The following is a 15,119-nucleotide window of genomic DNA, read 5'->3' as shown; positions in this document are numbered from 1 at the left end:
CTCAGTGCGCCGCACCTGGTTGCGGCAGTCGTTGCTGGAGCCAAGTACCATGACGGAGTCGAGGTCAAACTAGCATGAGCTATTACTACACCGCCGAATCTATTTCCACAGAATTTGACAAGACCTCAAAAGGAATACTTTCTGCGTTGGCGGTTCTTCGGTACCCTCAGCGCATTATCTGCTCTGACGTTCCGTCTGCTATGCCAGCGGCGAGCGGGCAAGCGCAGGCAGGTCCAGAGGTGACGGGCCAAATCGCTCAAGCCGCTCGATACCGGCCGCAGCGATCATTGCGGCGTTGTCAGCGCAGTAGGCGGGCCGGGGAAAGAGTACTTCAAAGCTATGCTGCCTTCCGGCTTCGATTAACCGCTTGCGCAGAACTTTGTTAGCTGCAACGCCACCCGAGACTCCGACCCGGTCCAGCCCAGTCTGGTCTGCGGCCTGGACAATGCGGTTCACCACAGCAGTTAGCGCAGCTTCCTGAAATGACGCGGCGAGATCGGCCCTAGCCGCGTCCGGATGCTCGCGCAGGTAGTACAATACCGCAGTCTTAAGTCCAGAGAAGCTGAAATCAAGTGACTTGGAATGCTCTGCCGAGTCGACCAGGGGAACTGGAAATCGGATGGAGCACCGGCCACCAGCGGCCAACTCCTCCAGCGCCGCACCGCCCGGATACGGCAAGCCGAGCATCTTTGCCACCTTATCGAACGCCTCACCGCACGCGTCGTCAAGAGTAGAGCCGAGCATCCGGTACGCACACCAATCTTCAGCAACGAGCAGCTCGGTATGGCCGCCGGACAGGACTGCGGCAAGGAAGGGTGGCTTCAGATTCGGGTATTCGAGTCGGACCGCGAACAGGTGGCCTTCGATGTGATTCACGCCAACAACCGTGATACCAAGGCTTTGACTCAGGGCCTTGGCAAAGGGCAGGCCGACCAAGAGCGCACCCAAGAGCCCGGGCGTATTGGTCACTGCAATGCAGGACAATTGGTCAATGGACACGCCTGCGGTTTCAAGCGCGGCAAGTGTCACCGGTACTACAAGCCTTGCGTGCGCGCGGGCTGCGAGTTCCGGTACCACGCCGCCATAGCGTGAGTGAACGTACTGCGATGAGACCACGTTCGATCGAACATCGGTCCGGTCAGCAACCACCGCGGCCGCGGTCTCGTCGCACGATGTCTCGATGCCGAGGCAGAGCGTCACTTCACCGTCACATCGAAGAGCGCCGGTTCACAGCGCACGAGGTGAAAACCGGGCGGAAGTATGATTTCAGCGGCTAAGCGGTGCGTGCCCGGCTCAAGGCCTGCGGTCCTAATGCGGGCAACGATGTCTGAAGGCTTCAGTTTGTCCAGCCAGCTGGACGGACCCGCCACGGCAATCTGGGCCTCAGCTGGTTCGACCCGGATACTGCCGGGTCGGGATATGTCGGTGCGAACCTGAATGTTAAGGAATATCCGCGCGGCCTCCTTCTCCACGAGCACCACAACTGGCAGAGTCTCAGGCTTGGTCGAGAAACCCTCGACCAACGGCGGGAATACATGCAGCCGGACGGTATCGTTTTCGCGGATGGCGCCAAGGTTGAGTGACTCGGTTGTTACCGAAGCGAACAAAGTGATGTCCTCCTCCGGTCCGACAAGCGTAACCTCGGCAGCCGGCGCTATTGACGCTACTGCCAGACCCTTGGGTAGCTGACCTTTGACCGGAACCTGGACTTCTACGGTGCGATGGCCGATCTTGTGTAACTCGAGCTCGATATGGTCCGGGGTAATAGAACGAAGGGCCAGAGTCTTGGGCAGGTCAAGGTCAGCCGGGTCGAGTCTGATGTGTCGCACGCCCGGGTCAGAGTCGGGCACACTCAGCCGGAACTCGGGACTGCGCAACCGCAGGCCGACAATATCCCGGCCCTTGCCCTCGATTGTCACAGTCACACTCCTAGTCTTGAACCCGGTAATAATCTTCGCGCTGGTCTTCTCGCCGATCTCGACCGGAATCGGAAAACTTGTGATGTAGATGCGGTCAAGTGCGGCAACAAACCAGAGAAAGAGTGCGATCAACAAAGCGATTACCTTCTGAGGAATGTCGGCAAAAAGAAACCGCAGCAAAGCCACGCCCAATCTTAGAATGGAGTCGCAGGATGTCAATGCCAGCCGGATGGGGAAGACTGTGGTGCGGAAACGGTGCTTACACGTCCCGCGTATTGCGGCACAACTACGGCCACACCGCTCTGTCCCCTATCGAGTGACGTCGTCCGCAGTTTGCTCAGGACAGCCGAAGCTCTTCGTCGCCTTGCTCCTCAAAATGACGGCCGTGCTGACACTGGGTGATGATTGCACAACTCTCGAGGAAACTGGATGTTGTGCGTGGCGATTGCATATTCCCGTCGTCCGGTGGCAATTATCCTTTTCTGCATTCAATAGTTATGCCGCCTCAACGGCTGCCATGCTTGCTTGACATATCTGATGCTGCTTAACAGAGGAAATGACTCCCCCACTCAGTTGCGGGTCGAGTTGTGCTCCGGCCCTAACCGTCAGTAGCAGCGTGAATTATGGTAAGAATCAGGGCCCGACACGGTATCCGAGAATATTGTCCAGGTGGCGCAAGTGTCGCGGCTTGAGTTGAACAGCCCTAAGGAGCCCAAAGTCATCTCAAGTCCAGCCGCAAGCCGGGCTCTGAACCGCCGTTGCACTATCGGCTGCACGCAAGGTTGCGGGCTTTCCGCGAACAGCAGCTCTTTCCCTGAGGTGGTCTTCCACTCATCCCTTGGGCTCTGCGCGTCCAAGCCCGGTTTCCTGTCGCCGCAGCCAGGACCGGGCTTGACAGAGTGCCGAGCGGTTCTATCCTTGACCCGTGATTTGCGTATACGAAGACGAGGGCTTTCGGCGCCTGTCGCCGCTTGTGGACGTGCGACCGGTGTTCGACCTGCGATGCGGCCGGTTCACGCTGCTGGAAAAGCTACAGCGGCTCTATCCGAATCAGAAGTTCAACCTATGGGTGCGGGACGAGCTGGCCGAACTTACAGCCGAGGTCCATCCCGGTTACCGCGTGAACCAGCCGGTGAAAAAGGGCGGGCTGTTTCTTTCCGGCCGGGCGATTCTCGAGGCGCACATTGAGTCCGAAGGCCGGGAAGCGGTGCTACTATCCGGTGATGATGTCGTCGGTTTCCGTTTCTGTGCAGAGCACGCAGTAAGGATTAGTTCGCTTGAGGGTCTTAAGGCCGCCTTTGCCAAGGAGCAGGTGAAGGCGAAAGTGGTGAAATGGCCGTGGGACATTGTTGAATACAACGCAGAAGAGATTGAGAAAGAGCTGAAAAACCAGCGTCAGAAGTCAGGGGTCAGAAATCAAAGCGGCGTGGTTCTGGTTGGGCCGAGGAACAGGCTCATAATCGCGCCGGGCGCGCGGGTGTGGCCGGGGACGGTCATCAATACCGAAACCGGGTCGGTAATGGTTGACCGTAATGCGCAGGTTCGGCCAGGCAGCTTTATCGAAGGACCGTGTTACATCGGACCGCGCACTGTGATTGACGCTGCGCGGGTCAGGCCGGGATGCAGTTTCGGGCCGCATTGCCGGGTCGGCGGTGAAGTCGAAGCATCTGTCTTCCAGGGATATGCGAATAAGCACCATGACGGGTTCATCGGACATAGCTTTGTCGGCGAGTGGGCAAATCTCGGGGCTTTGACGACGAACTCAGACCTGAAGAATGCGTACCAGCCGGTAAGAGTCTTCTTTGACGGCAAAGCGGTTGATACCGGCCTGTTGAAAGTGGGATGTTTCATCGGCGACCACGCAAAGACTGCAATCGGGACGCTCCTGAATACGGGCGCCCGGGTCGGCACGTTTGCGAACTGGTTTGAGCCCGGGCTCTCGCCAAGGGAAATACCGGCGTTCGCATGGGGTCAAGAACAGCGCTGGAAACTGTCGGACGCGCTTGTCTGCGCTCAGGCAGTGATGGCTCGCAGAGGTATAAGGATGACATCAGCGTACGAACGCGTGCTGAGGAGGTTACACGGACGCTGAGACCCCGACAACCGTATTCTGTCCCGTGCCTACAGACTGAAGCATGACTTTCGACGTCGGCATTGACATCGGCGGCACGAATATCAAGTTGGGTCTTGTTGACCCACGGGGTCGGGTAGTTGCCCGTCGCCGGCTCGCAACGCGGGCCCGACGCGGTCCGCAGCAGGCGATGGAACGAATAGCCGAGACCATCACGAACCTGCGCCGTTTCAACAAACTCCGCTCAATCGGAGTCGGCGTGGCCGGACTTGTGGACCACATTCATGGTATAGTGCGAGTGCCGCCAAACTTGCCCGGCTGGCACGGATTCACAGTCAAGAGCACTCTTGAGGAACTGACCGGACTACCGGTTTCGTGCGGAAACGATGCTAACGCGGTTGCGCTCGGCGAATGGCTGTTCGGTGCGGGCCGGGGCTGCAACAATCTCTTTTGCCTGACACTCGGGACTGGAGTCGGCGGTGGTGCGATTGTCCACGGAAGGCTGCTAGTGGGCGCAAATCACGCGGCCGGTGAATTGGGACACACCGTGATATACGGCGACGGACCGGAATGTCTCTGTGGCGGCCGGGGATGCTTGGAACGGTACGTCGGCGCGCGTTACATCCTGCAGCGGGCGAGGCAACGCCTCCGTGCTCAGGCCAAGCGGGCCGAACACCGTAATCAGATGTCCTTCATCGCCGGGGTCGGTGAAAAACCCAGCATTCTGTTCGACCTGGCATTAGGCCGGCTTTCCAATGTCAACCCGGAGATGATTGGTCGGGCTGCAAGACGCAATGACAAGCTGGCGCTGGAACTTGTACAGGAAACCGGTTTCTATCTCGGGCTCGGGCTTACTAATGTGGTCGCACTCCTTGACCCGGAGCGGATTGTAATCGGCGGCGGTCTCAAAGGAATGGGTCGGCCGCTCCTTGTTGCGGTGAGGCGGACTGTGCTCAGCCGGGCCCAGATATTTTCAGGTCGGAAACTGGAGATTGTCTTTGGCCAGCTTGGCAATGACGCCGGGATTATCGGTGCGAGCCGGCTTGCACGGCATCTGGTTCAACCAAGGTCTTAGGGGCATGAGGAGAACTGGTGATTCGGCCGCCGGGCGTATCGAGCTTGCTCCCTTCGCGTCTGAGACCATAGCCATTTGACCGCCGGCGGTTTTCTAAATCTTTTCTAAGAGAAACTCCCAGACCGTGCGGGGCGCAACGCGCTTTTCCATCACGAAGCTGCCCTCCTGAATGAAGGGCCGGAATTCCTGCGCATAGTAAAGCTGGCGCTGTGCGGTATTCCGACCATACCATGCCAAACCCTGTCTCAAGATACGGCGCAGGGTGTGGTCGTAGCTGCCATCCATAGTGTGAAATCCGTACTTTAGCAGTGTAACAAGCATTGCGACATGTCGGGGATAGGCGACGACTGAGAACGCGCGGTTCTTGCGAGCGAGAGCCAGAACTAGTTCCAGCATGAAGCCGGAGTACTTGCGACCTCGATAGCGTGGCCGCATATAGGCACGGGTCAGTTCCCAGCGGTGCCGGTCCCTGCCTTCGGCATCCTTCCAGTGCGGGTCAATGCGGTCATAGCCCATGTACTCGGCGCCGGTTTCCTTGGAGCCAATATACACTTCCAAAAGATCCTCGTTCGATACGACGTCGTGGTAGCGCCGCAGGGAAAACCAGTGGTCGCCGACCACAAGTTCTGGTGCCGGGGCCGTAATCTTGGCAACCGGCCGGGACCCGATGAAACGATCCAGTTCCTCGTTACTCCGACACGGAACCGCTTCAACGATTTTCGAAATCCAGGTCGCAACGCTCCGACGGTCAGGCACGGCTGAGAAACGGACGGGTGGTCAGCGACTGCTGATGCGCGGCAAACAAGCAACAGGTGACGAAGTCAGGCATTGTCGTCATTGTCATCAGTTGCTTTGCGCCCGCTTGCCGGCTCTTCCCCATTACGGAGTCCAGACTTCATCCCGGACAGCAGCTGTTCAAGCTCGGCCTCGTTGCTGACCATTACCTTGCGTGACTTTGAGCCGACGTACGGCCCGACGACCCCGGCCTCCTCGAGCTGGTCAATGATGCGGCCGGCCCGGGCCCAGCCGACATCCAGCCGACGCTGAAGCATCGAGACCGATGCCTCACGGTGCCGGACCACCAGTCTGGCGGCCTCGGCAAAATATTCATCCAGCTCCCGAGCGTCACGCTGCTGCTTCCGCTCGTGTTCGTCGAGTGCGCCCGACCGCACCTCGGGCAAAGGTTCGTAGTAGTCCCGGCTCAGGAGTTCATCCGCGACCTCTTCTGGTAGAATCGAACAAAGGTCCTGTCGCTTCTTCCGGATGCCGGACTTCTCAGGGTCGTAGAGAATATCCACCACCTCGGCCTGCACCATTGCTTTGGCCTTCTCGACCGGGTCCGGGACCGAGCCCTTCAACAGTTCGCTGAGATAGGCTACGGTCCAGAGATTGACCACCTGCTTCGCGGCCCGGTCTGAGACAAACGCACCGTGCAGGCGAATCGGATCACCCTTGCCCGGCGGCAGAAACAGCATGTCCCCGCGGCCGAGCAGCGATTCAGCGCCGTTCATATCGAGGATGGTGCGTGAATCAGTCTTGGATGCGACCTGAAATGCAATCCGGCACGGGAAATTGGCCTTGATGAGTCCGGTGATGACATCAACCGAAGGCCGCTGAGTTGCAAGGATGAGGTGGATACCAACCGCTCGTGACATCTGGGCAAGTCGGGTAATACGTTCCTCGATTTCGGTCGGGGCACGCAGCATCAGGTCAGCGAGTTCGTCAATGATGATAACGATGTAAGGTTTGCGTTCGAGGCCATCAGCCTCGGCCCGGGCGTTGTATCCGACGATGTCGCGAACCCCAAGTTCAGCAAACTCGCCGTAGCGTACTTCCATTATCTTGATGACCTGGTCAAGTTCACTCACTGCCTTTTTCGGGTCAATGGTCGCCATGTTCAACAGGTGTGGAATCGGGTTATAGACCGGCAGCTCAAGCTGTTTTGGGTCAATGGTCAGGAACCGTACGTCCCGGTGTGAAGAACGATAGATGAGTGAAGTGATGATTGAGTTAATACATACCGACTTACCCGAACCGGTAGTGCCGGCAATCAGAATGTGAGGCATCGTACGCAAGTCCGCGCAGTAGGGTTCACCGGTTATCGTCGTCCCGAGGGCAAAACCTAGGGGTGGCTTTTCCTGCCTGAACGCATCCGAGGTCAGAATGTCGCGCAGATAGACAGTACGGCGCTCCTTGTTCGGGATTTCGATGCCGACCGCACTCTTACCCGGTATCGGCGCAAGGATGCGAATACGTTCGGCTGAGAGCGCCAGCGACAGGTCGTCGGCGAGATTCTCGATACGCTGAATCTTGATGCCCGGAGCGGGCTCGAACTCGAAGCGCGTTATCATCGGTCCAGACACGATGTTCGTCACTCGGCCTTCCACCCCGAACTGGCGCAGCTTATCAAGAAGCTGCTCTGCCTCGCGTGACGCCTCGCGCGGGTCTTTGAACAACTGATCCTCGGGCCCAGGTTGATCAAGCTGTTCGAGAAAAGAAGCTTGAAACCGGCTGATGTCGAAATCAGTCATCACCCAAAGCGGCCTGGGCCGGGGACGCGCCACCGTGTCCCTTGATTCGGGGAGCTCAGGTTCTCTAACCGGTTCCGAACCAGAGGACACGGACTGAGCTGTCTGAGTCGAAACCGGCACCGCCGCAACCTCAGGCTTGAAGCCCGAGGACACCTGAAGCTTTGGCCGGCGCCGAGCGAACAGCGACCTGAACTTCTCCCGCAGTCGGGTGTCGGGCGAAATTTGAGCCGTACCGAAAACACCGACCATGATAACCGCCACGGCAGCAAGCAGGATAATTGTGCCGACCGGACCGACAAGGCTACGCAAGCCGGCGTTGACAAGAAGGCCAACCAGACCGGCAAGGCTGAACCCGTGACCGGTCGCAGTATTCCAGACCGCGTGCGGTGCGAAGTAGGCTATGAACACGTCGAAAAACAGACCGATAAACGCAGCCAACAGTGAACGATACAGATGTTGCCGCCAGTGCCAGCGTACCCAGAGTCCGATGCCGACAAGCACCGCGATGAGCGGCAGACAATAGGCACCAAACCCGAGCACACGCGAAAAATGCGTAGCAAGTTGGAAACCGAGCCAGCCGCCGGCGTTGGTACTGCCCAACGCCGCACCGGTGTGATGTGATACAAGCGCCGCAGCAGAGAAGAAACCGAAGACGATGGTCCCGGCTGAAGCATACCGACGCCAAGGCGGCCGCTTCGCCAGACTGAGAACAGCCGCACCGGCGGCGAGCAGAGGCAGGAGGACACTTGCCCAGCCCAGCACGAAGAAAAGCGCAGTCGCAAGCTGGTGTCCAAGCCAGCCACAGTAGTTCTGCTCGGCCGTGCGCAGACCGGCCAAGTGACAACCGAGACTGACCATGGTGAACAGAATCACAACCGCAACCGCAACGCCAACTATGACCTTGGCACTGCGGCCCGGCTTTCTCGACTTCGTTCTTGCCGCCATTACTAGATGAGTGTCTGGCCGGCAAAGAGCATGCTGAACGTCCGAACAAGTGGCGCCATATACCACCAGAGTACGGAAATCCCGGTCAGTTGTCCAATGAATATCACGCCTAAGAGGATCATGAATCCGTATCGCTCGAGCCGTGCGTACCTAGCCGCAATGTTAGCCGGCAGGAAATAGTAGACCAGACGCGACCCGTCGAGCGGTGGAATTGGTATCAGATTAAAAAAGCAGAGGATGAGATTGAACAGTACGAAGTAGCCCGCAACGAGTGCCAGGAACCCTCCGACATGAAGAAACGCGAACACACGGACCAGTAACCCTGCAACCAGTGCAGTCGCAAGGTTCGCGGCCGGGCCGGCAACTGACGAAAGCGCCATATCACGGGTCGGGTAACGGAAATAGGTCGGATCAATCGGCACCGGCTTGGCCCAGCCGAACCGGAACAGGAAGAAGGCAATGGTACCAATGGGGTCAAGGTGCTTCAGCGGGTTGAGAGTCAGCCGGCCCATGTTCTTCGCGGTAGGGTCGCCGAGCTTCCAAGCGACATAACCGTGGCTGTACTCGTGGATGGTCAGGCCAAACAGAATCGCTGGCGCAGAAAGGATGATACTGCGGACCAGACCCTCGGGGTCAGCCATGTGAAGATTTTGGGCTTGGGGATGGGGCGACAAGAGCCCTTCGCACAAGGGAGCGCGCAAGCCGCGCTTCGTCCGCGTCAGACAGCACGATACCGTCAAGCCGGGCAAAGAGCAACTTGTCAAGAATGCGACGGTATGCTGGTCCAGGTGCAAGCCCAAGCCGACGAAAGTCAGAGCCGGTGGTGACGACCCGCACGCTCTGCAAGCGGTCAAGACACTGGCGTATCATGCGGCCAACTGGGTCAGGCTCAAGCATAGCAAGCAACTCACGCGCGGGCACCGGAAGTTCGCTGATCACACGATAGACCGTGCTCAACCGGCCAGCCCTGAGCAGTCGCGATCGGATACGGCCGGCATCGCGGACTGCAGCCGCCGCCTCACGCTCCTCGCGGGTGATAGGAAAACGGTCGGTCAACGGCAGCCGACTCAGGACAAAGATATACAGCAGTTCCGGCCTGGCATGCTGTCGGCTGAGACGCTGCAGTGCCGAAAGAAAAGAAGGAGGTGAGATAAGAATGGAAGCGAGGCCGAAGCATGATGCCAGCAACCCTTCCCTGAGCACGGCTTCGAATATCGGCACTACCTTGGACTCAGCGCAGATGAGCCTGAGCTCGTACAAGATGCGCTCAGGAGTAAGCAGCGCCGGGTAGCCCTGCCGGACGCAGTCACGAAGCAGGGCAAGAGTACGCGGCTCAATTTCGAAGCCAAGTCTGGCCGCGAACCGGATGGCGCGAAAAGCCCGGGTTGGGTCGTCAATGAAACTGCGCTCATGTAGCACACGCACTGCTCTGTCGGCAATATCGCCCCGCCCACCGAAAGGGTCGAGTAACCGGCCGAAAGCACCCGGCGTAAGCTCCAGTGCCATGGCGTTAACCGTGAAATCGCGGCGGCCAAGGTCTTGCTCGATTCCTGCCGGCTTCACCGTTGGCAGAACGGCCGGCCGGGAGTATGCCTCGGTACGGGTCTGGGTGACGTCAATGTGGTCTAGCAGCCCGGACTGATGCTCGCCGGGCGTAACGGTACCTGTCAGGAAACGAGCATGGTAAACGAAGCGACCACCGAGCTCGCGGGCAAGCGCCTGGCCGAAGCCACGTGCATCAAGCTCGACCGCGATGTCAATATCCGGACTTTCCTGGCCGAGCAGAATATCGCGCACCGGACCGCCGACCAGAAAGGCCCGGGTGCCGCGCGCCTGCGCTAGCGCACCCACACGGTGAAGCAGCTCAGCGCATGCGGTCGGCAGCCGGAGCTTTAGGCAGCGTTTGACGCACGCAGACTTCCCGACGTCTTTCAGGCGGCCGTCGGAAGCAGCTCTCAATATTGTGGAGCTGGGCTTCGGTACGAAACGTCGAGGTCGGCTAGAAGCCAAGATTCTTTGTGGTCTGTTCTTTACCCTCGACGCGAATCTTGCCGAAACGCTCCTCGTACTTCCTGATATTCTCGGCCAGGGCATTGTGGAGCAGTTGTACGTGCTGCGGTGTCATCACAATGCGCGAAAAGACCTTGGCCTTGGGCAACCCGGGCAGAATCCGGGCGAAGTCAATGATGAATTCAGATGGCGAGTGGGCGATGAGTACGAAGTTCGAATATACGCCCTCGGACTCCCGTTCGCCGATTTCTACCTGCACCTGCTGACCCTGGGGTATTTCTCTATTGTTCTGATCCATTGTACTCCTATTGGTCTGATTCTAGAGTGCGCGCCCAGAGTGTCAAGGCATGCGCCCGATTCAATCGCTCAGCGTTCTTGGTGCAGGTTACTTCGACCAATAGTTGGTGTAGCATGGGGTTGATGCTCATTTCGGGTTGCTCTAGGAGGTCTGTTTTTGTATAATATGTCGGTGTTCCGTCTTGGGTAAGAAGGGAGAAAAATGGAGCAGCTTGCAAGTTGGGTGTCTAGCCTATTCAACCAGGAATCCGACGACGACAAGCAGAAGTTCATGTTCAAGAGCTACCGGCCACAAGTCAGCCCTCGGGCCCAACTCACTGGCTGGCTCCTTGCGTGTGTCCTAGCCACGGCTGGCGCGGTGGGGGTACAAGCGGAGGCACGGTCCTTCACTTTCGGTATCGAGCCCGACATAAGCTCACGCTACCTCTGGCGCGGCATGGCGCAGGGCCAAGGCCCGGTATGCCAGACTTCGGCCTGGGTGTCGGCAGCAGACTTCACGTTCACCCCGTGGACCAACATCGTGCTTGGGAACAAGGTGGACCGGTGGCGGTTCAACGAGCTTGACTTATTTTTCGACTGGGCCGGCGAATGGCATAACATCAAGATTGCACCATGCTTCGGTCTCTATCTGTATCCAAACCAGCCCGAAGTTGCAACCACTGCGGACCTAACCCTGGAACTCAGTATTCCGGTCGGGTCGCTCCAGGCCTCTAGTGCTCATACGATTGACCTGCTGGCCGCGGCTGGGGCGTACTTCGGCGAAGCCGGTCTCTCGGTCGAGCACGAACTTGCGGCCGGACTCTCGCTCAACGCGCAGGTCTCGGTCGGCTGGGCATCGGCGAAGTTCAATCAGGCGTTCGCCGGCACCAGCCGCAGCGCCATGAACCTGGCAGGCGCAGAAGTATCCTTCACCTGGTCTATCGGCAACGCACTTTATCTGATGCCTCATGCCGAGCTAAACCTGTTCACCGACCGGGAGCTGCGTGAGACCCAGGGTAGCATCACTACGTTCGCTGCTGGCCTGGCGGTCGGCAAGGAGTTCTGAACATGGCCGCTGGACCCGGACACAGCTGTGTAGGATGCCGCGTCGCAAGACTTCGGCCAACACTTTACCGCACCCAGACAAGGCTGGTTTTTCTCCTGCTGATTACAACTATCGCGGTAGTCCTAGGCTTGGTTGGGTTCCATCACCTGGAACGAAAGCGGATGAGGGACTTCTTTCTAGACCGGGTCCAGGTGCAAAATGAGACCTTCGCCAAGCTGCTTGACCTGAAGGGTTCGTCGCTCTCGATGTTTGCCTACGACTATACCTACTGGGACGAAATGGTTCGGTGCATCGCTGAACGCGACACATTCTGGGCCGCCGAGCAAATTGCCGAGGCATTGGGAACCTATCATGCCGACAAAGCCTGGATGTACCGGATTGACCGCACACTAGTGTACTCAGCCACGAACGAAGCGCAGCAAGGCCTGACCAAGTATACGTTGCCTGACTCGTGCCTTACGTTCTTGCTCGATGAAAAGCGGTTCTGCCACTTCTTCATCAGCACATCGGCCGGACTCCTCGAGGTCCGCGGAGCTACTGTCCATCCGAGCGACGACCCCGAACGGACTACGCCTCCACAAGGCTACTTTCTTGTCGGCCGGCTGTGGAACGATGACTACGTGGCTGAATTGTCAGAGCTCACCGGCGCAACTGTTCGACTGCTGCCAGTTGACGCCGAGGGCACCATAAACCAAAAAGCACCCGTGGTTTCGGACTTGACTGAAGGACTAATCGTTGTAACCGAGGTTCTCAAGGATTGGCGAAGCCGACCGATAGCGGTCGTTGAAGCGCGGTCAGTGTCTTACGCAGTCCGTGAGTTCAATCGCTCCTCAGCCAGCCACTTCGTGATGCTCGTCTTGGTAGTAGCAACCATCACCGCCCTGGTCGCAGTTGCTCTGGTGCTCCTCGTAACCAGGCCCTTGAACCTGCTTTCCATGGCCCTTACAACCGAGAATACAAAGGTGCTGGCGGGCCTGGTGAAGAAGAATACTGAGTTCGGGGAGATTGCCCGGATGATAGCGCGGTTCTTTGAACAGAAGGATAGGCTGGTGCTGGAAATAGCCGAGCGCAAGCGGACAGAGGCAGAACTTCTGGTCAAGGAACAGGAGCTCAAGCGGTCCAACGCCGAGCTGGAGCAATTCGCCTACGTTGCCTCGCACGACCTTCAGGAACCGTTGCGTATGGTAGGCAGCTATACCCAGCTCTTGGCTCGACGATACAAGGGAAAACTTGACAAAGACGCTGACGAGTTCATCGCCTTCGCGGTTGACGGCGTGACGCGAATGCAGGGACTGATAAATGACCTGCTTTCCTACTCCCGGGTAGGCACGCGTGGAAACAAGCCGCAGCCGACCAACAGTGAGGAGGTGCTCGAGCGCGTACTTCAGAACTTGAGTGTATCGCTGAGGGATAACAAGGCTACCGTGACTCACGACCCGCTGCCAGTGGTGATGGCTGACGAACGGCAGCTTGAGCAGTTGCTGCAGAACTTGATCGGCAACGCAGTGAAGTATCACGGGGAGAAGCCACCCCAGGTACACATTGGTGCTGAGCGGTCGAACGGCGTTTGGATTTTCACCGTGCGGGACAACGGTATTGGTATTGAGCCCCAGTACTACGGACGCATCTTTCAGCTCTTCCAGCGGCTGCACACAAGACAGGAGTACTCCGGAACCGGTATCGGTCTAGCGATATGCAAGAAGATAGTAGAACGCCACGGCGGGAAAATCTGGGTCGAATCCGAACCAGGTAAGGGTTCGAAGTTCATTTTCACCTTGCTAGCAGGAGGGAAATAGGCAATGGACAACCGAAGAAATGGCCGACCAATCGAGATACTGCTTGTTGAAGACAACGCGGGCGACGTGCGGCTCACGCGGGAAGCTCTGAATGAGGCCAAGGTACGCAACAATCTGAGCGTAGTGCACGACGGCGTCGAGGCCATGTCGTTTCTGTTGCGTACCGGACAGTACTGCTCCGCCCCGCGGCCAGACATAGTTCTTCTAGACCTGAACCTACCCAGGAAGGATGGCCGGGCGGTGCTGGCCGAAGTGAAGGCTCACCCGGACTTGCGTCGCATTCCGGTCGTGATTCTGACAACGTCGAAGGCCGAAGAAGACATTCTCAAAACCTACGACTTGCACGCCAACTGCTTCGTGACCAAGCCGGTGGACTTTGAACAGTTCATCAAGGTCATCCAGTCCATCGAGAACTTCTGGCTGGAGGTGGTCAAGCTGCCGGGCTACTAACAGCTCTGATCTGATACCAACTGCGGGACTGGAAGCTTTCATGGTCATGCAAATGGTTGGCGGCTGGCGAATTAGCTCGAACGCTTTGCCCTTGGATAGCGGAAAGGGAGTAACTTGGACGGAACGAACATAAGAATACTACTGGTGGAAGACAATCCGGGCGACGCCCACCTTGTGCAATGGTGTCTGACGCGGCCGGACCCAAGTCGGTTTGTTATCTCGCACGTAGTCCGGCTCAACGAAGCCTTATCACTGGTTACAGAGACCACCTTCGATGTGATACTGCTTGACTTGTCGCTGCCGGACAGCACCGGTCTGGCTACGGTACGCAAGATGCGGGCAGGCGTAGCAGGGATTCCTATTCTTATAATGACCGGGCTGGACGACGAGGATACAGCTCTGACAGCTCTGCGCGAGGGTGCCCAGGATTACCTGGTCAAGGGCCACTTTGACAGCATGCTGCTGCTACGCGCAATCTCCTATGCCGTGGAGCGCCAGCGGCTGGTAGAGGAGCTGGCCACAAAAAACAAGGAACTCGCCGAGCTAAACGATCTCAAGAACCAGTTCCTCGGCATGGCCGCTCATGACCTGCGCAATCCGTTGAGTGTGATACTCGCCACGAGCAGCTTCTTGCTTGAAGACGCCGGCCGCACTATGTCCGAGAACAAGAGAATAGATTTCCTGCGCCGCATCAACGCCAATAGCAAGTTCATGCTTGGGCTGATTGACGAACTGTTGGATGTTGCCAAGATCGAATCCGGTCGGCTCGAACTGAACCTCCAGGAGACCGACATTGCCGCGTTGGTCGAAGATAACGTGGCACTCAACAACATGCTGGCGGCAAAGAAGGGTATAGTACTTGAGTTTGTCCGACCACCAGCGTTGCCTCGAGTGCGGTTCGACCGGACGAGAATCGAGCAGGTTTTCAACAATCTGGTAAGTAACGCCCTGAAGTTTTCAAGACCCGGGACGAAGGTCAA

Annotated in this window: 13 protein-coding genes; 6 read left to right on the top strand and 7 right to left on the bottom strand. The window is 58.0% G+C overall.

The window, feature by feature from the left end:
* Positions 1-198 precede the first annotated feature (198 nt).
* On the bottom strand, positions 199-1,200 hold the full coding sequence (gene tsaD, locus ABIL25_08645) for a tRNA (adenosine(37)-N6)-threonylcarbamoyltransferase complex transferase subunit TsaD (GenBank protein MEO0082342.1): 1,002 nt from the start codon (positions 1,198-1,200) through the stop codon (positions 199-201).
* Positions 1,197-2,105 (bottom strand): CdaR family protein, encoded by a 909-nt coding sequence (locus tag ABIL25_08640; protein ID MEO0082341.1) that lies wholly within the window; start codon positions 2,103-2,105, stop codon positions 1,197-1,199. The genes tsaD and ABIL25_08640 overlap by 4 nt, the downstream gene beginning before the upstream one ends.
* 739 nt (positions 2,106-2,844) lie before the next feature.
* Between ABIL25_08640 and ABIL25_08635 the strand changes: the two genes are divergently transcribed.
* A complete protein-coding gene (locus tag ABIL25_08635; protein ID MEO0082340.1) occupies positions 2,845-4,011 on the top strand; it encodes a putative sugar nucleotidyl transferase in 1,167 nt (388 codons plus the stop codon).
* 43 nt (positions 4,012-4,054) lie between these two features.
* On the top strand, positions 4,055-5,065 hold the full coding sequence (locus tag ABIL25_08630; GenBank protein ID MEO0082339.1) for an ROK family protein: 1,011 nt from the start codon (positions 4,055-4,057) through the stop codon (positions 5,063-5,065).
* A gap of 93 nt (positions 5,066-5,158) precedes the next feature.
* On the opposite strand, the gene ABIL25_08625 is transcribed toward ABIL25_08630, so the two are convergent.
* The 5 genes from ABIL25_08625 to ABIL25_08605 form a co-directional block, all read right to left on the bottom strand.
* Complete coding sequence (locus tag ABIL25_08625; GenBank protein MEO0082338.1) at positions 5,159-5,821, bottom strand: hypothetical protein; 663 nt, start codon at positions 5,819-5,821, stop codon at positions 5,159-5,161.
* Between the two features lie 65 nt (positions 5,822-5,886).
* The gene (locus tag ABIL25_08620) at positions 5,887-8,541 is read right to left on the bottom strand and encodes a DNA translocase FtsK 4TM domain-containing protein (GenBank protein ID MEO0082337.1); all 2,655 of its coding nucleotides are present in this window, start codon (positions 8,539-8,541) and stop codon (positions 5,887-5,889) included.
* Positions 8,542-8,543: 2 nt separating this feature from the next.
* Complete coding sequence (locus ABIL25_08615; GenBank protein ID MEO0082336.1) at positions 8,544-9,182, bottom strand: site-2 protease family protein; 639 nt, start codon at positions 9,180-9,182, stop codon at positions 8,544-8,546.
* Positions 9,175-10,500, bottom strand: a complete 1,326-nt coding sequence (locus tag ABIL25_08610; GenBank protein ID MEO0082335.1) for a hypothetical protein — start codon at positions 10,498-10,500, stop codon at positions 9,175-9,177. Before ABIL25_08610 ends, ABIL25_08615 begins: the two co-directional genes overlap by 8 nt.
* Before the next feature lie 40 nt (positions 10,501-10,540).
* The gene (locus ABIL25_08605; protein ID MEO0082334.1) at positions 10,541-10,849 is read right to left on the bottom strand and encodes a DUF3467 domain-containing protein; all 309 of its coding nucleotides are present in this window, start codon (positions 10,847-10,849) and stop codon (positions 10,541-10,543) included.
* A 222-nt stretch (positions 10,850-11,071) separates the two neighbouring features.
* Here ABIL25_08605 and ABIL25_08600 point away from each other — a divergent pair, with 222 nt between their 5' ends.
* The 4 genes from ABIL25_08600 to ABIL25_08585 all read left to right on the top strand — a co-directional run.
* Complete coding sequence (locus ABIL25_08600; GenBank protein MEO0082333.1) at positions 11,072-11,893, top strand: hypothetical protein; 822 nt, start codon at positions 11,072-11,074, stop codon at positions 11,891-11,893.
* Positions 11,894-12,054: 161 nt separating this feature from the next.
* On the top strand, positions 12,055-13,689 hold the full coding sequence (locus ABIL25_08595) for an ATP-binding protein (protein ID MEO0082332.1): 1,635 nt from the start codon (positions 12,055-12,057) through the stop codon (positions 13,687-13,689).
* A 3-nt stretch (positions 13,690-13,692) separates the two neighbouring features.
* The gene (locus ABIL25_08590; GenBank protein MEO0082331.1) at positions 13,693-14,139 is read left to right on the top strand and encodes a response regulator; all 447 of its coding nucleotides are present in this window, start codon (positions 13,693-13,695) and stop codon (positions 14,137-14,139) included.
* 114 nt (positions 14,140-14,253) lie between these two features.
* Positions 14,254-15,119, top strand: an 866-nt coding sequence (locus ABIL25_08585; protein ID MEO0082330.1) for a HAMP domain-containing sensor histidine kinase, incomplete at its 3' end; no start/stop codon positions are given.

The sequence above is a fragment of the candidate division WOR-3 bacterium genome (assembly GCA_039801365.1).
Classification (GTDB): Bacteria; Hydrothermota; Tepidihabitantia; order Tepidihabitantales; family Tepidihabitantaceae; genus JBDRUN01.
The sequence above is the reverse complement of the archived record's forward strand: the minus strand, read 5'-3'. Positions and strand labels throughout refer to the sequence as shown.